The organism is Chloroflexota bacterium, from assembly GCA_016219275.1.
Lineage (GTDB): Bacteria > Chloroflexota > Anaerolineae > UBA4142 > UBA4142 > JACRBM01.
In genome coordinates, this window is record JACRBM010000017.1 from 1 (window position 1) to 22,269 (window position 22,269).

Below are 22,269 nucleotides of genomic sequence, written 5' to 3' on the forward strand. Positions count from 1 at the left end.
GCCAAGTTCGCAGTTACATTTCCACCGCGCAGAAAAACGGACAGCGGGTCTTGGATGCACTCAAGTCGGCGTTGCAAGGAACACCCTATGTGCCGCCCATCTTGGCTACGCAACCTGCATCAACCGCCTGAGCAGTTACAAGAAAACCAAGATGCGAGTCGATACGACTCGCATCTTGATTCTCTGGAAAATTCGATTTGTGCCAAACAACTATCCAGCTTGCATAGGTGCGTTTGCTAAGACGGCCTAGGCGGGCAAAGACCGGTCGTTCAACTTGGATTATTGACGGGGGGGCGCGTTGTACCGTGCCCTGGCGTTGTATCATGCCTCGGCATTTCCTCTGGCTGCGGATCTTGTTGAGTCCCTTCGCCTAGCAGATACTTTACAATATCCTCCCAATTGTCTTTGAAAAAGTCACCAAGATTGTCTAATAAGGTTTGACTGGTGGGCCAACCAAGATCTGCATGACCAAGCGTACGATCAAAATGAATCAGAAATTCTCCGTTCTCGGTGGGACTAGCCTTTGATTTTTCGTTAAATAATCCCACCCGATCCCCTGTTTTTACAGGGGTACCAATTGGTCCTCCTATAATTCTCCATTCACATGATGGGTCGTTTTTAAATTTCAAGTTGATCCCGTATGTTCGTACCTCAAAATTAATCCATGTGGGTTGTCCACCGGTGCCAATCGCAATGGTCTCCCCGTACTTGATGGGTTCTGTGTTGTCATTACACCGTGTAAAAATCCACCGCTCAATCTGTTGGCTTGTTTTATCCAAGTTAATGCCGAACGTCTGATGGGCATATCTTAGGAACTGGTTTATCTTCGTGTTCTTCAGAGCGTATTTGTTAACCAAATCCTCCGAGAACGCCTTTGCGGGAAGAACAGGACCGGTAGTACCTGCCTGAAAGATCATCCACTGAAAAACTTCTTCCTTTGCTTTCTCAATAGTTGCAGGATCTATTGTGTTAGGCATTTTAATCCCTCCTAGGATTAGGTGAACAGCATTTTGGATAAACTTTACACGTAGTATACGGTATAATCACATTTTGTGAATAGTTGAAATCAACTATTTTCTCGCACTTAGGATTGCCCGATGCGCTGCCAGTATTTGCTTGCCGCCTCCGTTCGATTTCGAACCTCCAGCCGGTCAAATAGGTTCTGCATGTGATTTTGCACTGTGAATCGACTAATACAAAGTGTGCTGGCAATCGCTTTGTTATCTTGTCCATTGGCGACAAGAGCGAGTACTTCTTCTTCACGTTCAGTCAAGTTATCGAACAGTCGCATAGTGTACCTCGTTTCAAGTCAATAGTTGAGAGTTTGGCAGGTGGGTCCGTAATATCGGCGAAAGTCGCGGCTGCTCTATTTTTGGCTGAGGCGTCCTACAATGCCGAGCATGCTTACGAACCCACCAAAACTTCTCTGTACGCTGGGTTGAGTGGAATACTTATTGCTTTCTTGGATCATCCGCCGAGTTGACGTAGGTGATACCCCAGGGTCCCGTTCCGTTGAGTTGCACGATCGTTTCCTCTTTGGTCCAGACAAAGTGATTCGTCTTGGGCTGCATGATGATGATGCTTCCAGCACCCAAGGCAGTCGTCTTTTGAGCGTCGAGCATATCCCCCATGCCAATGTTAAACGTGCCGGACAACACGGTCACGCGTTCGACGGCTGGATGCGAATGCGCGGGAAGCTTATAGTCCGCTGGGAGCTTGATGCGGACTGTGAACGGCACCGCTTCCGTCAAGGGTCCTTCGATGACAGCAATTTGTGCGCCCTTCGGCAGCGATGGCACATCCGCCCACTTCAAGTCATTCGGCATGACCATGAGATGCGCAGGCAAGTTCGATGCCGCTGGTGCGCTGGCTGGCAGAACTGCTGCCGGCGGCGGACTGGTCGGCGCGGGTGGGACGGGCGTTGCGGTTGGCGCGGGCGCGCACGCCGCGAGCAACACAGTTGCAATCACAAACACTATCGAAATACCTTTCGTAAGCATGTCTCCCTCCTTCGGAGAATGTGACGACCGATCATCAGTCGTCTTGAGTATTTGACACAGTCACATTAAATAGTTGATGTCCACGATTCGATGGGCGCTACCTCACAGTGAGATTGTAGGTGATATCCAAAGTGAAACTAAAGTCAAACCCATGCTCGGCTTGAGTGAATACCGCGGAGCCATGGAAATGGATTGTGTGTTTGCCCGCCGAGAGTGGAGTCAACATCAAAAAGTATCCATCTGAAACTGCCGGACTGATTGTGCCCTGGGGTAAGTTAAGAGCGTTATTGGCAGGCAGTGGTCCGTAAGTGAACAGCGGCGACTGGACTCGGTAATCTCCCGGGTTCCGTACGGGCACACCATCAATCTCGACAGACAAGTTGGTCGCCTCATCCATGAAGAACTTGGCGCACACCAGTAATTCTTCGCGCGTCGTGCCGTTGCCCTCAGCCGTCGAGCATTCGGCGTCAATGATCGGGAAGAACAACGCCTTGCCAAGAGGCACATTGCAATTACGCGTGGCGTTGCCGATGACCACTCCGGGAGACGTTTCCACCCCGGCGAAGGTCCCGCCCAGGAACCACACTTTGCCCGATTGACCCGCACTGCAATCCGCCGTATCGAACAGTGGATGATGGTCAACCGGGAGAGAGAAGAGCTACTGCCACTGTGCCGCCGACCATTCGCCATAGGATTTGCCGTACGGGGTCGAGCCGAGCGGTAGGATACCCGAGTTTGGATTTTCCGCAAACACTGCACTCGTCGCCGCGATCATCCCGAGGACGACCAAAACGAGCGCGGCAATGTTGCGCCAATAGGTTGTGCGACCTTTCATCGATGGCGCTGGCTTACTCAGCCAGCGCCGGATGCCGAACTTTAGAGTCTTCACGATATTCTCCTTTGTGGAAATACCGCAAACGCGGCTGGGTTGTTAATTCGGTCAAGCCGTTTTCATTTGTTCTGGATTAGGTGATGGATGGTCTGCTGGTTCCTCCTTTCTTTGGAAAGAGAGCATCTTGGCTTTGCTCCCTTCTCCGCGCTTATCTGGCGGGCGGAACATCGAGTTGACGCCACAACGCCGGCATCTCAAAATAAATGCGCCCGCATTTGATCTGATCGTTCTCCAGATCGTAGACGATTGCCAAGGGCACGCGCACCTCTTTGTTCGTCGCCGGGACGCCCGCAAATTCGCCGACATGCTTGCCGATGAAATCTCCTTCGATCGCAACGTGTTGATCGGCAGCAACCACATTCTTGATTTCCGCGGCAGCGTCGAAGGCAATGTGGTACAGATAGGTGAGCATGCCCAGAACCCCTGCCGGACCGCGATGCTCTTGTCCCGTCGCCATGATGGTGAAAACGACGTCGCCCGTCATCATCTTCGGATCGCCGCGCCCGGAGTTGAAACAGAGCGTGATGCGTATAGGCGGACTTTCACTCGACATGGTTTTCCTTCGCGTTCTGATGGATGTCTCCAACGAATCTTGATCCTAGATTACTTCATTAGCGTTAAATTATCGCCAAATCAGGGCGCAAAAAAATCGGGACGATTTCGGTAATTCGTCCCGACGGATTTCACTGGTGAGTCGCGCTCTCGACTTTATGCTATGTCTTTCTCAAGCGCATACGTAATAACTTGCTCAAGTGTCATCGCCCGTCCCTCGCCAAGCGCGCGCACAAGCCCATCTGCGCCTAAAAGATCACGAATCTGTTCGATGGTCTGCCCTAAAATTCTACGTTCAGCTCCTGGGACATGCATACCTAGTTCGTCGTGCGCGAACTCCATCGCACCAAGCACTTGAGCCGCGCTATAGGGTTGACCTTCAGCCACCATTAACTGCACATAGCGCGTCAACGCTTGGAACAGTGAAAATTTTTCCCCCATGTGCCACAACGCAGACACAGCGCGGCATAGCAAAGCATCGGCTCGCTTCAAATCGCCCTGAGCATAAGCAATGCCTCCTAAATCAGTCAGCCGACGCGCAATCATGCGCTCGTCTCCTAGTTCTTCCGATAGCTTGAGTCCTTCCTCATAGATGGCTTTGGCTCCAGCGTAATTTCCCTTGCGCTCTTCGATGCCACCAAAATTTTGAAGGGTTTGCGTAATCCCCCATGTGTCACCAATCTCCCGACGGATGGTTAACGCTTCTTTGTAATACTGCTCCGCTTGATCAATGTCGGTTCGACAGTGCGCGATGTGACCCAGACAGTTGAGAACAAAAGCTACTCGCCAGTCATTGCCCAAGGCGCGATAGCGCGACAACGCTTGTTGTAGGACGAGTTCCGCTTTCTCGTGTTCACCCAAAATATACAGCGTAAAACCTAATGCGAATAATGCTTCAGCACATATCTCGCGAGATGCATCGCGGGTGAGTCGCTCTGCCTTTTCTGCCCATTGCTTGGCTTCGCGATAATTACTTCGCAAGAAGAAATAATACCAAAGTGCCGCATTGAGTTCTGTGCTGTCTACAACTTGCCCATGCTCGAATCCCCAATCGAGCGCGGCGCGGATATTATCGAGATCAGCATCCAATCGTTCCGCCCACAGGTTCATTTCCGCACCGCGTAATTTCGAATCCGCTTCCTTTGCGAAATGGACAAGCCACTCCAAGTGACATTGATGAATCATTTCAGCTTCGCCCGCTTCCAACAACTTTTCGTGTCCATACTGTCGAATCGTCTCCAACATGCGATAGCGCGCCGCTGCATCGGTGTCGTCCATGACGACCAAGGATTTGTCAACGAGATGATCGATCAAATCCAGGACAGTCGTGGACAAAACTTGTTTACCGTTTACGGTTGACTGATCACTACAGATCGATTCCGCTGCTTCCAAGGTCCACCCTCCCGCAAAGACTGACAATCTTTGAAGCAGTACGCGCTCTGCATCCGAGAGCAAATCATAACTCCAATCAATCGTCGCGCGCAAAGTTTGTTGACGCGGCAATGCAGTGCGGCTGCCGGTCGTCAACAAGTTAAACCGATCGTCGAGCCGCATCGCAATCTCTTCGACGGACAAGACCTTCAGGCGCGCCGCTGCCAATTCGATGGCAAGCGGAATGCCATCCAAGCGCCGACAAATGTGTGCGACAGCCAACACATGATCGCTGAGTTTCCAGCGAGTTGCGATTGTTCTGGCACGTTCGGCAAACAACCGCACTGCATCGAACTGAGTTAATTGTTCAACCGTCAACAAATGAAGCGCGCCGGGAAGCGTCAACGAAGGAACGTGCCACACCACTTCACCGGGGATGCCCAGCGCCTCACGACTCGTGGCGAGAATCTTTAGCTCTGCGCACGCGCGCAACAGCTTATCTGAAATCTGCGCGCACGCCGCGATCAAATGTTCGCAGTTGTCCAGCACCAAGAGCAGATGCTTGGTTTGCAGAAAATGGACGAGTGTATCTTCGAGTGATTGATCCACCGCTTCACGTACGCCAAGGGATTGCGCTATCGCCTGTGGGACATGAGCGAGATCGGACAGCGGCGCGAGATCGACCCACCACACGCCCTGTCGAAATGATTCGACCAATTGGCTCGCCACCTCAATCGCGAGTCGCGTTTTGCCACATCCACCCGAACCCGTGAGCGTCACCAAACGATGTTGTGCGAGCAGTCGCTTGACCTCGGCAATTTCTTTTTCGCGCCCGATGAAACTCGTCAAGGGATGCGGCAGATTAGTGAGCAGTGCTTCGCGCGACTTGCTCTCGAATAAATCTTGTTCGATTCGATTACGCAACGCAATCGTCTCTTGCGACGGTTCGACGCCCAGTTCGTCGCGCAATTTTTTCGCGCACTCGTCGAACTGCTTCAGTGCGCCGATGCGGTCGCCGGTCGCGGCAAGGCAAAAGATGATGTGCTGGTATGCTTTTTCGTTGGCGGGATCACTTGCCAAGACCCGTTGAGCAAATTCGATGGCGCGCGGGTACTCGCTGCGCGAACGTGCGTCTTGGGCAAGCTGCAACAGCGCGTCGACGTAAATCGTGCGGATTCGTTCGCGCTCTTGAAGAATCCAATCATCGTACAAGTCCGCCAGAAGATCGCCTTGATAGAGGTCAATGACGGATTGTGACTCGTCGCTTGCAGACTGCCGAAATGCGAGCGCGTCCACCCAGATCGAAATATCCGGATTGAGTTGCACCGTCTCGCGATCGGCAAGCACGATTTCATCGCCGAGTGATTGACGCAGTGAAGAGAGCGCGGTGCGGAGTGAGCGGCGCGCGAGTTCGTCGGTGGAATCGCCCCACAGGAGCGCGGCGAGTTTTTCGCGCGCGTGGGATTCGAGATGCAGAGCAAGGTATGCCAAGAGCGATTCAACTTTACGCGTGGAAAAATGGATCGTTTGCATGTCGCGTTCAACGCGAAACGATCCGAGGAGATAGACCTTAATTGAGTCTGCTAACTTCGAGGAGAGGCGCGCCATGACCTTGTCCCCCTTGGGTAGCGGAATGTTACTCGTTTTGTCCCGGCGCGTCAATGGGGTAGAATCAAAAACCCGCAGGGTCTGGGAAACCCTGCGGGTTTTGAGCGCAAGCTATTTTTCAAACCCTTAACCCGCGCCTTGATTGACGGCGAGTTGAAGCATCAGCGCCAACATTTCAAAATAGACTCTGCCGCGTTTGATCCGATCTGCTTGCCGACGAAATATGTCGCACGTCTGAGCGTGCTCTAATGGTCAAACATTCCGCAGTACATATCCCACAATTCGCGCGATCGAAGCGCGGTCGCCTCACTGTTGATTTGCTCATCCAACACTTGCTGGTAAGCCGCACCCAAGTTCAGCGCCGCCAGCGCACGTTTGACTTGTACTTGCTTTTCCAACCCCGATTTCTCCGCCGCGACGCAGCTCTGGCGATCCGTCTTGGGCGCGAACCGCCCCGCGCGTTGATCGCGAATGTGCGTGACCTCGTGGACGAGCGTGCCAATGAACGTAACTTGCCGCGCTGCGAGTGCTTGCCCCGCGTCATCGGGCGATTGTCCCAAGTGAAACCCAAACGTAATGACGCCGCGTCCTCCCGCGATACAACATTTTGCAATTGCCGCGCGTCCGCGCGCGCCTTCGTTCAGATCAATGGCAATCACGAGCGGCTTGGCTTCTTCGATGTACTGCGACCATACGGGCAGTTGCTTCTGGAGTAATTGGAGACTGCTACTAAGTTGCTGCACGTCCGCATCAGTGTATTCGCCGGCGAGGGTGATTCTGTCGAGAACATCGGCGGGAGCGGCGAGCGTGGCAATGGAGACGAATGGGATGGGCGCGGCGGACGCCGTCGCATCGTTACGAGTTACGATAACCAGAACGATGATGCTCAGTGTGATGAAACAGGACTTGAGTTTATTCGTCGTTCGCATTTTGCGCCTCCCCTTGCGAATTTCCACTCGCAGGTTACGACGCGCGCGACAAGCCACCGACAAAAATCAGGGGGAGTTACCGTCAAATCGCGAACGAGTTTTTTGACGGTTGAAAATAAAAAACCGTGTGACGCCAATCTCATCACACGGCAAGACAACCAAAAATACGACGGTGTAGCACTGCATTGCGTCCGCGTGCTCCCGATAAAATCGCGGAGCGACATGGGCACGCAACAATCACGAACATCTCCCGCCATGCGGCGGGAGATGTTATTTTATCACGGCGGCATCGTCGTCGCCGCAAAATCGTCTAGCGCGGCGTTGGGCGCATCCATGTACCACAACCCGATGCGACCCCCGCGCTGGGAAAAAAATTCGCGCACGGCTGGGACGAGCGAGATGGGCGCTTCGCCGCGCGGCACGCCGTTGCGGAACAGTTCGATGCGAAACGACACACGCACGCCGAGTGTATCGCCATCTTGAAACGGAATGTCCACGTTCGTTACCTTCTCCCAACCTCGTCCCGGATAAAATGTTTCAACCCCGATCCCTTTGGTGGTTGGATCGTAAAACACCGCGACCGCGCCGCGCTGCCAAATGCCCTGCACTTTGAACAACAAGCATTGATGCGCGCCGGTCGGATCGAGTTTGACCAACTTGATGCACGCGGCTTGATCCGCGCCAAAAACCGCGCGCCGCCAATAGATCGGTCCTCCGCCGATGACGGTGAGTTGCTGATTGAAAATCTGATAGCCGCCCAAACCCTCTCTGCCAGTCCAATCGAGACCCAGCCCGCCATTCGGGCGATTGAAATCATCGAGAATTGGCGGACAGTCCAGGGGTGGTCTCTGCAATAGCGGAATCGCCGGTTCGATCAGTCGCGTATCGTTCACATTCTGCGCGGGCGACATGGCGCTGGTCAGCGCGACGAGCAGAGAAATCAAAAGCACAACCGACGCCGACGGCTTGGTCCACACGTGTCCTCCTTTCCCAGGTCACTTGCCGCGCATCACGGCGCGACCGTGCCGCCGGCAAAATCGTCCAACACCGTGTTGGAGGAGTCAATAAACCACAGTCCGATTCGACCACGCTTGCCATTGAAAAAGGGGTGCAACGAAGTTTCCTTGATCCGCACACCATTGCGATACACGTCCACGTTGCCGCCCACGTTACCATCGCGCACGCGTGCGCCCAATTGGTCGCCATCTTGCAACTGGATATTCGGGATGGTTGTTTGCGTCTCCCAACCTCTGCCCGGGATAAATGTTTCGATGCCGATTCGATGGGCAGTGGCATCGTAGAACACGGCGACCGCGCCTTGTTGCCAGATGCCCTGCACTTTGAGAAGGAGACTCTGATGCTTGCCCCGCGGATCAACCTTGGTCAGCGTAACGCACGCGACCTGACTAGCGCCAAAGATATCACGCGTCCAATAGATGGGTCCACCCTGGTTGACGTTGAGACGCTGATTGACGAGGCGATAATTGGATAACGATTTTTCGCCGCCCCAATTGACACCCAGCGCGCCGTTCGCGCGAGTGAAATCGTCGAGCACGGTCGGACATACGACGGGTGGCGCTTCCACTTGAACTGTCAATGACACAAAACTAAGCGCGCTGTCATCTTCGAGCAATCCGTATAGTGCGCCATCGGCGGCGAGCCGCAAAACATCTGCTGGACTGCCGCGGTCGAACGGCAACAACTCCGGATTGAAGGGCCAAGGGCAATCCACTGGGACTTGGGCATTACAACCACTTGCCGCGCCACCTGGGCGAGGGCTAAAAGGTGTTCGCTGGAGCGTGACTGGGTCAAGGTCGAACACACGCGCCGTGCCATCTTTCAAATTGAGATCAAGACTGATCCAGGTCGGCGGGAAGGATGCGGATGTGCATTTATCGCCGAAGGGCGAGCAGAATCGGTGGGCAACGCGCGAGCCAAGCGCATAACCGATGGAATAGTTGCCGGTGGTATCGCGTTCATCCCAGAAGCGAAGTGTATCGCTGGCAACGGTGCCCCCTGCGGCGTTGAAGAGCAAGTCAACCCGCAGTGTCGCGCTGATGACCTTGAGGGGGTCGAAGCGTTGGTGTCCGGTCAAGATGAATGGAAAGTTGCCGCCTGTTCGCTCGTCACTATTCCGCAACGGTCTTGGACCCGTTCCCGGCGTGGTGTTTGGGGGCGCCGAGTTCTCTGTCCAGGTGATAAATTTATGGGGTGGGTGGTACGTCTTAAAGGCATCTATGCTGTTGCCTCCGTTGAACTGCGTATTCAGGTCTCCGAAGGTACTTTGAAGGAGAAAGGTTGGCGCGGCTTGACTAGTCGAGATTCCACGAATGCGCCCATCGCCGGCGGTGCTTGCCGCAGTCGTAGGTTGCCCGGCGACAGCCAGAAGTAGAACTAGAAGAATCGAAAGCAGGGTCAATGGAAATTGTCTTCGCATGGCGGAAATCCTCCTCTGCGTAAATTCATGCAATTTGCAAGTCACTACCCGCTTTACTGATTTCTCACCTCCCCTCTTATCGCGCAACGACTCTGGGTGCGACGGTCGCGCCGCCAAAATCGTCGCGCGTCGCGCGTTCGGCGTTGATGAACCATCGAGAAAATAAAAATCGCCAATGCCCCTTCAACTGGGACGCTGGCGAGATCACGTTATTAGCAGAAAATAGATTGTAGAGGGGACATTGTCGTCCCTTGGCATTTAGAGATCAATGGCTGGCAACTGCTTTGCCAATCGGTAGTTTGATTATAGCATCGTCTTCCAAAGATCGCGCGTCAAGAATTCATCAGAGAACACACGCGCGGTGGAGAGTCGCGCAGTTCAATTTATTTTTCGCGCGCGAAGCGTGCGACTAGAGCGAATTCCACTTGAGTTTATAGTTGCGTTATTCAGACTTGCCAAGTTTCCAAAACTTCGCAAGTCTGAACTTGCCTAGGTACTGGTGTGCGTCGTTTACCAGATCACTACGCCCATCATTCTTCCGGCGGTTTGCGTTCGACCGTCTCGCGCGCTTTGCTGACACCCGCGTCCGCGCGGCGACCCACCCGCGTACTCACCGAACGAAACCAACCCCAGAATCGCCTCACCCAGCTCATCGCCGCGCGTTGCGGCGTCGGCGCGCCAGGCATCGCCGCCGTCCATTTGATCGCGCACGAAGCCCAGGTCAAGCCCGCGCCAAAACCGACCATCAAGAGATGATCGTCGCGTTTGATTTTCCCGGCGGCGAGCGCCTCACACAACGCGATCGGGATGGAAGCTGCCGAAGTGTTGCCATAGCGTTCGAGATTCACAAAGACTTTATCCGGCGATAGGTGCAACGCTTTCGCCGCGCTATCAATGATCCGCGCGTTCGCTTGATGCGGCAAAAAGAGATCAATCTGATCGAGTTGCCAACCGGCGCGTTCGGTGACTTGGCGCGCGGCGAGCGCCATCACGCGCGTCGCAAAGCGATACACTTCGCGTCCATTCATTTTGATATAGTGCATTTTCGATAGCACTGTGTCGGGTCCCGCCGGATGCTTCGAGCCGCCGCCGGGCACGATTAGCAAATCGCCGCCCGAACCATCCGAACCCAGGACGGTCGCGAGTACGCCGCCCGGTTCATCACTGCCGCGCAACACGACCGCGCCCGCGCCATCGCCGAACAACACGCACGTCCCGCGATCCGTCCAGTCTACTACACGCGATAATGTTTCTGCGCCGACAACTAGAACCACATTCGCCATCCCGCCGCGAATCATGCCCGCGCCGGTCGCGAGCGCGTACACAAAGCCGGAACAACCGGCTTCGAGGTCGAATGCGCCGGCGCGATCCGCGCCGAGCGCATCTTGCACCAAACACGCGGTCGCGGGAAAGATGTATTCGGGCGTCGCCGTCGCGACGATAATCAGATCCAACTCGTGCGGACTCACATCCGCGGTTTGGAGTGCGTCTTGCGCGGCGCGTAACGCCAGACCTGCCGTCGTTTCTTTCGGCGTCGCGATATGGCGTTGCCCAATCCCGGTACGGTCGCGAATCCATTCGTCCGTCGTTTCAACTTTCTTGGCAAGGTCGTGGTTCGTGACAATGTTCGGCGGCGCGTACTTGCCCCAGCCGATAATGTGCGCGTAACGCGGCATGAAGACTCCAATTGTGAATTTACGATTTACGATTTACGATTTAGGATTTGAAAATCTAAAATCATAAATCATAAATCTGAAATATGACACTCGCGTTGTGCCCGCCCAAGCCAATCGAGTTGGACATGGCGACGTTCAGATCCGTGTGACGCGCAGTATTCGGCACGTAATCGAGATCGCACGCGGGATCGCGCTCGGCATAGTTGATCGTCGGCGGCAATGTTTTTTCTTCGAGCGCCTTGAGACACGCGATTGCCTCGACCGCGCCCGCGCCGCCGAGCAAATGCCCGATCATGGATTTCGTCGAACTCACCGGAATGTTGTACGCCTCTTCGCCAAACACCTGCTTGATCGCCGTCGTTTCGGTCGCATCGTTCAACTTGGTGCCGGTGCCGTGCGCGTTGATATAGCCCACTTGCTTCGGCGCAATACCGGCGCGGCGAAGCGCCCACTGCATCGCGCGTCCGATGCCCTCGCCCTCCGGGGCGGGCGCGGCAAAGTGGCTCGCGTCCGCGCTCGTGCCGTATCCGATCACCTCGGCGTAAATTTTCGCGCCGCGCGCCCGCGCGCGTGCCGCGTTTTCGAGCACGAGCACCCCCGCGCCTTCGCCCATCACAAAGCCATCGCGCGTTGCATCGAAGGGACGACACGCGCGCGCCGGCTCGTCGTTGCGCGTCGAGAGCGCGCCCATCGCGTTGAACCCGGCGAACGCAAGCGGATGCAAACACGCCTCGACGCCGCCGCAAATCGCCGCGTCCACATCGCCGCGCCGAATCATCTCCGCCGCTTCGCCGAGCGCGTTCGCGCCGGTCGCGCACGCGGAGACGATGGACATGTTCGGACCTTTGATGCCGAATTCAATCGCGACCTGACCCGGCGCGGTATCGGAAAGAATCATCGGAATGAAAAATGGACTGATCCGGCGCGGACCTTTGGTCTCTAAAATTTTGCCTTGGTCGGCGATGGACATGCCGCCGCCGACGCCACTGCCAATCACCACCGCGATTTTTTCGTTGGTCTGTTCGTTGATGTCGAGATGCGCGTCGGCAATGGCTTCGCGCGCGGCAACCGTGGCGAATTGCACAAAGCGTTCCAACCGGCGCGCCTCTTTCACGTCGAAATGCTGGCGCGCATCGTACCCTTTCACTTCGCCGGCAATCTGCGTCGCGAGATTCGCTGGATCGAACAAGGTAATACGCGCGATCCCGGATACGCCCGCGACGAGATTGCGCCACGTCGTCGGCACGTCATTTCCAACCGGCGTAATCGCGCCCAAGCCGGTGACAACTACGCAAGTACCATTTTTCATTGATCGAATCGCTCCTTTAGGATTCAAACGCCAACTATTATAACACCGATTTCGTTTTCGAGACGCGGGCAAATTTTGACATGCGTATCCACGCCAAGTAAAATGAGCGTATTCCACTCGAAGGATTCACCGTGGATACGCTCATTGCAATTTTCATTCACGTCATTCTGCCGGTCTTTATCATCGTCGCGATCGGGTACGTCGCTGGACGTTTGATGCCGTTCGATCAGCGCACGCTGTCACGGGTGGGGCTGTACGTGCTCGTGCCGTCCATGAACTTTGCCGCGATGGCGCGCACAACCCTCTCGCTCATCGAGCTGGGTCAGCTCGCGCTCTTTTATCTGCTCGTGACGTTTCTGCTCTATCTCCTCTCGCTTTTCATTTCGCGCTGGCTCAAGTTGTCGCCGACGCAAGCGAGCGCGTTTCACATCAGTGTTCTGTTTGCCAACGTCGTGAACATCGGTTTCCCGGTTCTCTTGCTCGCGTACGGCGCAAGCGCGGTGGATCGCGGCGTGATTATCGGCATCATGATGCAGATCATTCTGCAAAGTTTCGGCGTGTACATCGCGGCGCGCGGTAAGGCGGATGTGCGCCAAGCGATGGGGCGGGTGTGGGCGATGCCGGGTCTGTACGCGATGATCCTGGGATTGATCGTCAATCTCGCGCACATCGAATTGCCGGCGTTCTTCTTCGATCCGATCAAGATGGTCGGGGATTCGCTCGTGCCGTTCTTGTTGATCTTGCTTGGCGTACAATTGACGACCGCGAGTTTTCACGGACATCTCAAGATCGCATTCGTCGCGACCGGGATGCGGCTCGTCGTTGCGGCGGGGCTAGGCATGGCGCTCACCAATCTGATGGGGCTACAAGGCATCACGCGCCAAGCCGCGATTGTCGAGAGCAGTATGCCGAGCGCGATTTTCGGCGTCGCGCTCGCGCACGAATTCGACACCGCGCCGGAACTGATCACCGTCATCATTTCGATTTCCACCATCGTGAGCATGTTCAGTCTGACGGTGTTGCTGGCGATCATCTAAACGATACTTGCGCCAACCCCCATGTTAATCCGCGAATCACGCGAATCGCCGCTAATTTTTTAGATTCGCGCGATTCGCGTGATTCGCGGATAAAAAGGTTCGCGAAGGTATTGCTAAACCAACGGGCTATTTGTTCTCCTCTCCCGTTCGTGATACAATGATGTCAAGGAGATGAGCCGTGTCACTCTCAATGCTTCGCCTCAATCGCACGAATGACAAGCGCGCGTCGCCACGCGCGGAATTGACTCAACTCGTCCTGCCTTCGTACGACGTGCCGGAACTGATCGTCATCGGCGGCGTGATCGTCGAGAATCGCGGCGACGACGCGGCGCACAACGTCAAGATCGTCATCGAGTTCGACGATGCGCGCGCGGAAAAGATTCGACACCTCCAAGTCATCAGCGACGCCGAGTATATTTTGTTGAGCGGCGGCGATGAAAAGTCGTTCGCCACGCTGCGCATGCGCGAACTCGCCGCGCAACAACGCGTCGTGATTTATTTCAGCGGACCCGACCGCCTTGCCCCACGCGTGACCGTCACACATTACGAAGGGTGATATGCAAATCGCTCCGCACGTTCACCACATCCCCGGCACGATCTGTAATTTGTTTTTGATCGTGGAACCAGACGGGCTAACGCTGATTGACGCCGGTCTCGGCGTCATGGAGAAACGAGTCCTCAAGTACATCGCGAACCTGGGACGCGCGCCGCGTGACCTGAAACACATCCTCATCACGCATTCGGATCCCGATCACATCGGCGCGCTGTCCGCGCTCAAGTCGGCAACCGGCGCGCGCGTGTATGCGAGCGCCATCGAAGCGCGCGCGATTGCCCATGGCACCGCCTCGCGCGAACTCAAACTTGTCGGGTGGCAAAAAATTTTGTTCGCGATTCTGCTGCCCATCCTGGGACGATTTTTCAGCGTGCGTCCCACGCGCGTGGATGAAATCGTGAGCGATGACCAGGTCTTGCCGATTCTTGATGGCGTGCGCGTCCTCGCGACGAGTGGTCACACGCCGGGACACCTTTCGTATTTCGTGCCGTCCGCCGGCGTGTTGTTTGTCGGCGATTCGCTGGTGAGCGAAGGGACGCGCTTGCGCGGTTCGCGCGGGATGAACAACTGGGATCAGAAAAAAGCGGATATCTCAGTACGCTTGCAAGCCGCGCTCGCGCCGCGCATTGTGTGTTCGGGACACGGCGCGGTGGTGATGGATGCGGCGGACAAATTTCCAACCTAGACGCTAGACAGCACAGTCATTACGGCGCAAACAATTCTGATTTCACCAAACCAATTAGCATTGGCTACAAGGAGCACCCAGCATGAGTCAAAATCAGAGAGCGCAATCGCAACAACAACTAGCAAGCGAGTGGGAAAAACTTGATACTGAAGAATTAGTGACTATTTGGAAAAAGAACGACCGAACCCAATACACAGACGACGCTTTTGTTATTATAGGTGACCTCTTGGCATCTAGGATAATGCTTTTACCTCCACAGGAAGAACCTCTTTGGGAATACACTCAGATGAATTTGCCGAACTTTTGGGACAGGGTAAAGATTCAAGCTTTAGATCAGAAAGTTGTTGTCACGTCCAAGAATCTATTGAGGGAATACACCGAAGAATACGAGTATTCGGAACTGCGACCCAAGGTTATCAGAGGCAAAACTGGTGAATCAGAATGGACCAATCTGGGATGGATCGTCCTTATCCTTTTTCTCATCAGTTCATTGACTCTCGGAAACTTGATCAACTTCAGTGTTAATAGAATTCTCATACTGGTGTTGGGTTGTTTTGCGGTCATCACATTTAGTTTGAGACTCGTCAAGTATGACTATGTCTGGTTCTATACCGACAAGAACGAATTTGCGTTTTCAATGAAACTCTCCGGTCCCAATCGCGAATTAGGTGAAGACATCATCAAGTACATCACAGGCAAAATATCCCAAGCCCATTCTTTGGGGAGACCTCAGTAATCCATCCGTATGAACAGACAAAAAAAGACCCGAAGAGTTCGCTTCGCGAAAACTCTTCGGGTCTTTGGTTTATCCACCCGGCAAATTATTGTTCTGCGATCCGGGTTGGCGGAATCGTCCCGGCGCAACCGCGCCGTAGCGAATTCCCAGGTATGCCGTGCTGCTGTTCTGTGGCGCAGCGCCCAGCTCGACGGTGAGGGTGAGCGATTGCGTGCCACGCGTCACACTCAGGTCAACTTTATCGCCTGGCTTTTTCGCCGCGATCAAATCCGCGAGCGCGTGATTCGCGTCCACCTTGGTTCCGCCAACGGCGGTAATCACATCGCCAACTTGCAGGCCGGCTTTTGCGGCAGGCGAACCATTTTCGACCTGGGTCACGCGCGCACCATCCGTCGTCGCCGGCTGTTGCTGAAAGCCGCCTGGCGGGTTGAACGGCAACTGCCCTGGTTGCATCGGCGAACCGTATCCTTGCATGAACGGGTTGAACGCGAACGCGGTATTGCGTCCGGCGAAATAGCCGCCCACGCTACCGACCAGTCCGCCCACCACGAGACCCAGGATCAACATTCCAATTGCGAGTAGAATCACTCCTCGGTTGCTCATTGTTAGACTCCTCTAGGCAAGTTGGAAACTTGCCCCACATTTACTTGCGCGCAGTATGCAGCGTTCGCATTAAACCGCGATGAATTGGAGATTAGAGATTGCATCTGCTTATCAGTTGCGGTATAATTGGCACAGATGTTCGAGAGAGGTAGAGATGCCGAATTTCATTGATCAATTGAGCCAACAATTGGAAGACCCCAAAAAGCGAACTGAGCTGCGTCAGACGCTTCAGAAGGATGCGCGCCCACACGAAAAACAATTGCAGGAATTGGTCGCCGAACACTGGCATCCGCTTCCAACTAATCTAGCGCCGGAACGCCGCCCCGGCTACGCCGTGGATGGATCACGCGCGGTGCGCCACCTGGCGAACGGGGCGTACTTGCTCGTCGCGCAAGCACTCGTCGTGGGCGAGCAGAATAACGCGCGCGAAGATGATACGGAAGTGGACGTCCGCATCTTGCCGGGCGCAACGCCCTCCCCGTTCGTCGAACGCTTTGCTGAATTGATGATGCACCGGCTCGAAGCCACGCTCGCGCGCAAAAAAGCCGCGACCTTGCCGCGTGAAAGCGTGATGTTTTTAGACGGCGCGCTGTACGGACAATTGCCTCAACTCTATCAGATCAAACACGATATCGCCGACAGCGAATCGGAAACGATTGCGAAAGAACTGCTCAACGATACGGTCGAGCAAATTCTCAAAGCGTACCTGCGTCTGTTCGATATTCGCGCCGAAAAAAAATTGTGGCTCGTCTCGATTGCCAAAACGAGCCGCGAATCCACGCATGCCAAAGTGTGGTGGCGCGATGCTTTTCTCAAAAAAAAGTTCACGGAAGATGCGCCGCCCAGCGAAGTTTCGGACAGCGAGATCCTTTATCGGTGGACCAATCGCGCGGCTGGCTTTTCGACCCCGGTGTTGTTCGGCAAACGCGCATTCGCCAAGCAACAAGAAGCGGTTGTATTCGAAAAAGTCAAAGACTCACCCGCGATCGCGTCGTTCTTCATTCGCTTGTCCGATTTCGACGACGCGCTGCGCATTGATGTGCCTGCCCCGTGCATCGGGCGCGGCGAGAAAATTGCCGACATCGAAACGGATTGCGAAATCTTGCTCGATTCGCCGGCAGATGGGCAACACATCGCGCGAGTCATCCAAATTCTCCAAGCCGACTATGGCGGTCTCGAAGTGTACAACGCGCTTCTCTACAGCGTGGATCGCGAGGTGCGCTTGCGCCAAGAGATGATGGATCACGTGTATCTCAGTCTGATTCAAAACGCGCTCGGCGCTGATGTCGAAATCCGGCTCGACCGCAGCGAACGACGATTCCATTCGCGATAATTACACGCGTAAGGGCGAGGCATTCGCAAGAATTTTCCGATTTGAGAGACGCGTTGGCATTTAGGGCGCGATCTGTCATCCGGGATTACTGAGCGAATACCTCGCCCTTACTGTTTGACAAACCCCGCGTGGTGTTATATCTTTAGCCCCGCCATTTGATGGACACGGCGTCGTGATGTCGCGACGCAAAGACGATTGGTGAAAATGAACAAACGAATATTTTTGATCGTGTTATTGATTCCGGCGTTGAGCGGTATCCTGGGTCTTGGACTCGCGCGCCCCGTGTTTGCCGCGCCGCCCCGCGTCGTGACATGGCCCCCCATCACGCTGGACTCCTTCGTCGGTGGATTGAGTCAACCGGTCGCCCTGACTCACGCCAACGACAACAGCGGACGAATTTTTGTCAACGAACGCACGGGCACGATTCGGATTATCCAAAGCAGTGTACTTTTAACAACTCCATTCCTGAACATCGGACCGACGGGTGCGAATCGCGTGGGCAGCACCGGCAGCGAACAAGGTCTGCTCGGCTTGGCGTTTCCTCCCGGCTTTGCAAGCAAGAACCAGTTCTACGTTTACTACACCAATTTGACCGGTAGTCTCGTCATCGCGCGTTACAACGTGAGCGCGAATCCCAACCTCGCCGACGTGAACAGCGAACAAATCCTGCTGACGATTCCTCATCCGACGTACCAGAACCACGACGGTGGACAATTACAATTCGGCGCAGACGGATTCTTGTACATCGGCACTGGCGACGGAGGTTCGGGCGGCGATCCCAACAACAACGCGCAAAATCCGAATTCGTTGCTCGGCAAGCTTCTGCGGATCAACGTCGAGCCACCCAGTCAGACCTCAGGTTCCAGCATCAACGGATCCTTTGTGTATTTCTTTCCGTTCATCGCTAAATTGTTCACGGCGCCACTCACATACACGATCCCCACGACGAATCCATTCACACAAACCGTCGGCTATCGCGGCGAGATTTGGGCGGTGGGCTTGCGCAATCCGTGGCGCTTTTCGTTTGATCGTCAAACGAATGATTTGTACATCGGCGATGTCGGGCAAAATCAGTGGGAAGAGATTGATTTTCAACCGGCATCCAGCGCGGGCGGCGAAAATTATGGCTGGCGCATTCTCGAAGGAACGCATTGCTACAACCCGTCGTCGGGTTGCGTCGCGCCGAGCGCGTACTCCGCACCCGTCGCCGAGTACAGCCACTCGCTCGGCTGCTCGGTGACCGGCGGATACGTGTATCGCGGCAGTATCAGCGCGATGCAAGGGATTTACTTTTACGGCGATTATTGCAGTGGGCGGATCTGGGGTTTACAAAAAGATGGCGCGACCTGGGTCACGCAACAACTCAAACAACAGATCATCAACATTTCGACGTTTGGCGAAGACCAAGCCGGCAATCTGTACGTCGGCGCATACGACGGAACGATCTATCAAATTACCAGTCCGTGATTTCTGGAAAGAAGTTGCGATATGAGCACGACAAGCGCAACCGAAATTCGCCAGCCGATTGCCGGCGATATCCACATCGCGCGCTCGCTCGACGAGATGACGCGCGAAGGGACGCTGTACGAAAAATTGGCTGGCAATCGCGTGCGGTGCTTCGCGTGCGCGCATCGCTGCGCGATCAACGACGGCGCGCGCGGCGTTTGCCAGGTGCGCTACAATCGCGGCGGAAAATTATTCGTGCCGCATGGTTACGTCGGCGCACTCCATCCCGACCCGACCGAGAAAAAACCGTTCTTTCACATTTTGCCCGGCTCGATCACGTTGACGTTCGGGATGCTGGGATGCGACTTGCATTGTGGCTTCTGTCAAAACTGGGACATCTCCCAGGTCATGCGCGACGCCAATTCGGGCGGCAGTCCGATGATGGCGTCACCGGATCAACTCGTCACTCTCGCGCAACGCAGCGGCGCGCAGTTGATCGGCAGTTCGTACAACGAACCGCTCATCACCAGCGAATGGGCAGTCGAGATTTTCAAGCGCGCGCATGATGCCGGCATTCGCGGCGTGTTCGTCTCGAACGGCAACGCGACGCGCGAGGCGCTCGAGTACATTCGTCCGTACGTCGTCGGCTACAAGATTGATCTCAAATCTATGCGCGATCAGAACTATCGCAAACTAGGCGCGCCGTTGAACCACATCCTCGACGGGATCAAAATGGTCAAGGAAATGGGCTTCTGGCTTGAGATCGTTACGCTCGTCATTCCTGGGTTCAACGACTCGAACGAAGAATTGATGGACGCGGCGCAGTTCATTCGCGCGGTCTCACCGGATATTCCCTGGCACGTGACCGCGTTTCATCCCGATTACAAAATGACCGACGTGGGATACACTTCCGCGTCCACCCTGATCCGCGCGGCGGAGATCGGACAGGAAGCGGGGTTGAATTACGTGTACGCCGGCAATATCCCAGGACGCGTTCGCAATTACGAAAACACCTATTGCCCCAAATGCAACACATTGCTCGTCGAGCGATACGGTTATCGCATTCCCCAGAATCGCATCACGCACGAGGGCAAATGTCCCAAGTGCGGCGAAACGATTCCGGGAATTTGGAGTTGAGACTACATCATGGCAGACATTGTATTCACGGAGGACTGCAAAGAGGTAATGGGTGAACGCAGCATTGTCGAGTGAATGGGTTTGGCGTACTTTAGCTGAACCAAACCAACGGCAAAGCGGAAGTGACGGCAATATTCACTATCTCAAACCAATCGAAGAATACGGCAATCGCATCTGGCATGTCGTTGTCAATGAGAATGTACACCCCAAACGAATTGTTACCGTTTTCTTTGATCGCCGATTGAAAGGAAAACCATGAGACTCAAGTTGGACAAGCAGAGTGATGCGTTATCCCTACGTCTCGACGAGACAGCCATCGTAGAATCCGAAGAGGTTGAACCAGGTGTGATTCTTGATTTCGATAAAGACGGCAAGGTTATCGGAATCGAAATACTTGGGTTGAGCACGCGCACCAGTCCCGACAAGTTGCGTGCGTTCCAACTTGAAACGGCGTAACAGCACGAATTTCACAGGAGCAGATAACCTTGGACTATTTCTCCCTCTTTCTCACCGTCGCTGGTCTGTGCCTTTTTGAAACGATCAGCAGTATTGATAACGCCATCATCAACGCCGAAGTCCTTTCGACCATGCAGGAAAAGGCGCGCAAGTGGTTTCTCACCTGGGGCTTGCTCATCGCCGTGTTCGCGGTCCGCGGGCTGTTGCCCTGGCTGATCGTGTGGGCGGCGCTTCCTCAACTTGGACTGATCGGCGCGCTGACCGCGACGTTCAGCAGCGACCCGCACGTTCACGAAGCCGTCGAAGCGTCCGCGCCGATTTTGTTGATCGCCGGCGGGACGTTCCTCGTTTTTCTGTTCTTCCACTGGTTGTTTCTCGAACCCAAAAATTTCGGTTTGCGGAGCGAACGATTTTTTCAGCGCCAGGGCGTATGGTTTTTTGCGGTCGTCTCGATCCTGCTCAGCGCCATCGTCTGGTTCGCGCTGCAAAAAACGCCGCTGATGGCATTCGGTGCGGTCGTCGGTTCGACCGCGTTCTTCATCACGCACGGTTTCAAAGAGAACGCCGCGCAGAGCGAAGCGCAATTGATGCAAGAAGGTCTCTCGGACATGAGCAAGATTTTTTACTTACAAGTGATTGATGCGACCTTTTCGATTGACGGCGTGCTCGGCGCGTTCGCGTTTACCTTGTCCGTGCCGCTCATCTTGATCGGCAATGGTCTCGGCGCGTTCATCGTGCGCGAATTGACGCTGGGCAATATCGAGCGGATCAAAAAGTACATCTATATCAAGAACGGCGCGATGTACTCGATTCTGTTTCTCGGCGCGGTCATGTTACTCGATAGTTTCGGCATCGAAGTGCCTGCCTGGGTCTCGCCGGTGCTCACGTTCGGCGTCGTCGGATTCTTTTTCGTCAAATCGCAACGCGCGATCCCGGCGACGGCAGAAGGAGAACAAAATGCAAAAAGCCACTAGACGAAAGACACATCGTCGTCGCCCAGCACGTGAGTTCACATTCGTCATCGAACGCGACGAAGATGGATGGTTCGTTGGAACCGTTCCGCAATTGCGAGGATGTTACACACAAGCACGGTCAATAGACGAATTGACTTCTCGCATCAAAGAGATGATTGCGCTTTGCCTTGAAGAAGAAAAGCCCGCTGAACCCAAAAGCACTCTCGAATTTGTGGGCTTGCAACGAGTTGCTGTATGACCCACGTGCCTCGTGTGTCTGGTGTTCGCGTAATCAAAGCACTGGAGCGTGCCGGATTCCGCCAGACGTGACAACGCGGGAGTCACATCAGGTTGAGACATCCTGACGGCAGAACAACGACCGTATCCATCCACAAGAACGAAGATATCGGAATAGGGTAACTACTCAGCCAACCCACATTTACGCCGATGAAAAAACAAATTTATCCGCGAATAACGCGAATTGCGCGAATAAGAAGAAAAAATTAGCGAAGATTCGCGTAATTCGCGGATAAAGGAACGATGGCTGAGTAGTTAC

25 protein-coding genes are annotated in these 22,269 nt (G+C 54.7%); 12 read left to right on the plus strand and 13 right to left on the minus strand.

The window, feature by feature from the left end:
• Positions 1-269: 269 nt before the first annotated feature.
• From HY868_03260 to fabF, 12 genes are all read right to left on the minus strand, one after another.
• Positions 270-977 carry a hypothetical protein gene (locus tag HY868_03260; protein ID MBI5301130.1) on the minus strand — a complete coding sequence of 236 codons (708 nt, stop codon included), beginning with the start codon at positions 975-977 and terminating at the stop codon, positions 270-272.
• 107 nt (positions 978-1,084) lie between these two features.
• Entirely contained in the window at positions 1,085-1,291 is a 207-nt protein-coding gene (locus HY868_03265) for a response regulator transcription factor (GenBank protein MBI5301131.1), read from the minus strand.
• Between the two features lie 160 nt (positions 1,292-1,451).
• On the minus strand, positions 1,452-1,832 hold the full coding sequence (locus HY868_03270; protein MBI5301132.1) for a cupin domain-containing protein: 381 nt from the start codon (positions 1,830-1,832) through the stop codon (positions 1,452-1,454).
• Between the two features lie 265 nt (positions 1,833-2,097).
• Positions 2,098-2,538: a hypothetical protein gene (locus HY868_03275; GenBank protein MBI5301133.1), complete on the minus strand. Its 441-nt coding sequence runs from the start codon at positions 2,536-2,538 to the stop codon at positions 2,098-2,100.
• A gap of 120 nt (positions 2,539-2,658) precedes the next feature.
• A complete protein-coding gene (locus tag HY868_03280) occupies positions 2,659-2,889 on the minus strand; it encodes a hypothetical protein (protein ID MBI5301134.1) in 231 nt (76 codons plus the stop codon).
• 151 nt (positions 2,890-3,040) lie between these two features.
• Positions 3,041-3,445, minus strand: a complete 405-nt coding sequence (locus HY868_03285; GenBank protein MBI5301135.1) for an ester cyclase — start codon at positions 3,443-3,445, stop codon at positions 3,041-3,043.
• Positions 3,446-3,600: 155 nt separating this feature from the next.
• Positions 3,601-6,348 (minus strand): tetratricopeptide repeat protein, encoded by a 2,748-nt coding sequence (locus HY868_03290; protein MBI5301136.1) that lies wholly within the window; start codon positions 6,346-6,348, stop codon positions 3,601-3,603.
• A gap of 320 nt (positions 6,349-6,668) precedes the next feature.
• Positions 6,669-7,352 (minus strand): hypothetical protein, encoded by a 684-nt coding sequence (locus HY868_03295; protein MBI5301137.1) that lies wholly within the window; start codon positions 7,350-7,352, stop codon positions 6,669-6,671.
• Positions 7,353-7,630: 278 nt separating this feature from the next.
• On the minus strand, positions 7,631-8,329 hold the full coding sequence (locus HY868_03300; protein MBI5301138.1) for a hypothetical protein: 699 nt from the start codon (positions 8,327-8,329) through the stop codon (positions 7,631-7,633).
• 32 nt (positions 8,330-8,361) lie between these two features.
• Complete coding sequence (locus HY868_03305) at positions 8,362-9,789, minus strand: hypothetical protein (protein ID MBI5301139.1); 1,428 nt, start codon at positions 9,787-9,789, stop codon at positions 8,362-8,364.
• A gap of 530 nt (positions 9,790-10,319) precedes the next feature.
• A complete protein-coding gene (locus tag HY868_03310) occupies positions 10,320-11,465 on the minus strand; it encodes a ketoacyl-ACP synthase III (protein ID MBI5301140.1) in 1,146 nt (381 codons plus the stop codon).
• 61 nt (positions 11,466-11,526) lie between these two features.
• A complete protein-coding gene (fabF, locus tag HY868_03315; GenBank protein ID MBI5301141.1) occupies positions 11,527-12,774 on the minus strand; it encodes a beta-ketoacyl-ACP synthase II in 1,248 nt (415 codons plus the stop codon).
• A 131-nt stretch (positions 12,775-12,905) separates the two neighbouring features.
• On the opposite strand from fabF, the gene HY868_03320 reads away from it, so the two are divergent.
• From HY868_03320 to HY868_03335, 4 genes are all read left to right on the plus strand, one after another.
• Complete coding sequence (locus HY868_03320) at positions 12,906-13,811, plus strand: AEC family transporter (GenBank protein MBI5301142.1); 906 nt, start codon at positions 12,906-12,908, stop codon at positions 13,809-13,811.
• 178 nt (positions 13,812-13,989) lie between these two features.
• A complete protein-coding gene (locus HY868_03325) occupies positions 13,990-14,367 on the plus strand; it encodes a hypothetical protein (GenBank protein ID MBI5301143.1) in 378 nt (125 codons plus the stop codon).
• A 1-nt stretch (position 14,368) separates the two neighbouring features.
• A complete protein-coding gene (locus HY868_03330; protein ID MBI5301144.1) occupies positions 14,369-15,049 on the plus strand; it encodes an MBL fold metallo-hydrolase in 681 nt (226 codons plus the stop codon).
• A gap of 82 nt (positions 15,050-15,131) precedes the next feature.
• Complete coding sequence (locus tag HY868_03335) at positions 15,132-15,785, plus strand: hypothetical protein (protein MBI5301145.1); 654 nt, start codon at positions 15,132-15,134, stop codon at positions 15,783-15,785.
• Between the two features lie 69 nt (positions 15,786-15,854).
• Here HY868_03335 and HY868_03340 read toward each other — a convergent pair whose 3' ends face one another.
• Positions 15,855-16,388 carry a PDZ domain-containing protein gene (locus HY868_03340; protein MBI5301146.1) on the minus strand — a complete coding sequence of 178 codons (534 nt, stop codon included), beginning with the start codon at positions 16,386-16,388 and terminating at the stop codon, positions 15,855-15,857.
• 154 nt (positions 16,389-16,542) lie between these two features.
• On the opposite strand from HY868_03340, the gene HY868_03345 reads away from it, so the two are divergent.
• The 8 genes from HY868_03345 to HY868_03380 all read left to right on the plus strand — a co-directional run bounded on the left by HY868_03345 (position 16,543) and on the right by HY868_03380 (position 22,133).
• Positions 16,543-17,721: a DNA double-strand break repair nuclease NurA gene (locus HY868_03345; GenBank protein MBI5301147.1), complete on the plus strand. Its 1,179-nt coding sequence runs from the start codon at positions 16,543-16,545 to the stop codon at positions 17,719-17,721.
• 204 nt (positions 17,722-17,925) lie between these two features.
• Positions 17,926-19,188, plus strand: a complete 1,263-nt coding sequence (locus HY868_03350) for a PQQ-dependent sugar dehydrogenase (protein ID MBI5301148.1) — start codon at positions 17,926-17,928, stop codon at positions 19,186-19,188.
• 57 nt (positions 19,189-19,245) lie between these two features.
• The gene (gene amrS / locus HY868_03355) at positions 19,246-20,304 is read left to right on the plus strand and encodes an AmmeMemoRadiSam system radical SAM enzyme (protein MBI5301149.1); all 1,059 of its coding nucleotides are present in this window, start codon (positions 19,246-19,248) and stop codon (positions 20,302-20,304) included.
• 52 nt (positions 20,305-20,356) lie between these two features.
• The gene (locus HY868_03360) at positions 20,357-20,563 is read left to right on the plus strand and encodes a DUF4258 domain-containing protein (protein MBI5301150.1); all 207 of its coding nucleotides are present in this window, start codon (positions 20,357-20,359) and stop codon (positions 20,561-20,563) included.
• Positions 20,560-20,760, plus strand: a complete 201-nt coding sequence (locus HY868_03365; GenBank protein MBI5301151.1) for a DUF2283 domain-containing protein — start codon at positions 20,560-20,562, stop codon at positions 20,758-20,760. The genes HY868_03360 and HY868_03365 overlap by 4 nt, the downstream gene beginning before the upstream one ends.
• 29 nt (positions 20,761-20,789) lie before the next feature.
• Entirely contained in the window at positions 20,790-21,734 is a 945-nt protein-coding gene (locus tag HY868_03370) for a DUF475 domain-containing protein (protein MBI5301152.1), read from the plus strand.
• Positions 21,718-21,972, plus strand: coding sequence for a type II toxin-antitoxin system HicB family antitoxin (locus HY868_03375; GenBank protein MBI5301153.1), 255 nt, complete (start codon positions 21,718-21,720; stop codon positions 21,970-21,972). Before HY868_03370 ends, HY868_03375 begins: the two co-directional genes overlap by 17 nt.
• 86 nt (positions 21,973-22,058) lie before the next feature.
• Positions 22,059-22,133 (plus strand): hypothetical protein, encoded by a 75-nt coding sequence (locus HY868_03380; GenBank protein MBI5301154.1) that lies wholly within the window; start codon positions 22,059-22,061, stop codon positions 22,131-22,133.
• Positions 22,134-22,269 lie beyond the last annotated feature (136 nt).

Bases quoted from the DNA above. Each gene is read 5' to 3' on its own strand.
- HY868_03260 (MBI5301130.1), bottom strand. From the start codon at position 977: ATGCCTAACACAATAGATCCTGCAACTATTGAGAAAGCAAAGGAAGAA.
- HY868_03265 (MBI5301131.1), bottom strand. From the start codon at position 1,291: ATGCGACTGTTCGATAACTTGACTGAACGTGAAGAAGAAGTACTCGCT.
- HY868_03270 (MBI5301132.1), bottom strand. From the start codon at position 1,832: ATGGTCATGCCGAATGACTTGAAGTGGGCGGATGTGCCATCGCTGCCG.
- HY868_03285 (MBI5301135.1), bottom strand. From the start codon at position 3,445: ATGTCGAGTGAAAGTCCGCCTATACGCATCACGCTCTGTTTCAACTCC.
- HY868_03290 (MBI5301136.1), bottom strand. From the start codon at position 6,348: ATGCAAACGATCCATTTTTCCACGCGTAAAGTTGAATCGCTCTTGGCA.
- HY868_03295 (MBI5301137.1), bottom strand. From the start codon at position 7,352: ATGCGAACGACGAATAAACTCAAGTCCTGTTTCATCACACTGAGCATC.
- HY868_03305 (MBI5301139.1), bottom strand. From the start codon at position 9,789: ATGCGAAGACAATTTCCATTGACCCTGCTTTCGATTCTTCTAGTTCTA.
- HY868_03310 (MBI5301140.1), bottom strand. From the start codon at position 11,465: ATGCCGCGTTACGCGCACATTATCGGCTGGGGCAAGTACGCGCCGCCG.
- fabF (MBI5301141.1), bottom strand. From the start codon at position 12,774: ATGAAAAATGGTACTTGCGTAGTTGTCACCGGCTTGGGCGCGATTACG.
- HY868_03330 (MBI5301144.1), top strand. From the start codon at position 14,369: ATGCAAATCGCTCCGCACGTTCACCACATCCCCGGCACGATCTGTAAT.
- HY868_03335 (MBI5301145.1), top strand. From the start codon at position 15,132: ATGAGTCAAAATCAGAGAGCGCAATCGCAACAACAACTAGCAAGCGAG.
- HY868_03340 (MBI5301146.1), bottom strand. From the start codon at position 16,388: ATGAGCAACCGAGGAGTGATTCTACTCGCAATTGGAATGTTGATCCTG.
- HY868_03345 (MBI5301147.1), top strand. From the start codon at position 16,543: ATGCCGAATTTCATTGATCAATTGAGCCAACAATTGGAAGACCCCAAA.
- HY868_03350 (MBI5301148.1), top strand. From the start codon at position 17,926: ATGAACAAACGAATATTTTTGATCGTGTTATTGATTCCGGCGTTGAGC.
- HY868_03365 (MBI5301151.1), top strand. From the start codon at position 20,560: ATGAGACTCAAGTTGGACAAGCAGAGTGATGCGTTATCCCTACGTCTC.
- HY868_03375 (MBI5301153.1), top strand. From the start codon at position 21,718: ATGCAAAAAGCCACTAGACGAAAGACACATCGTCGTCGCCCAGCACGT.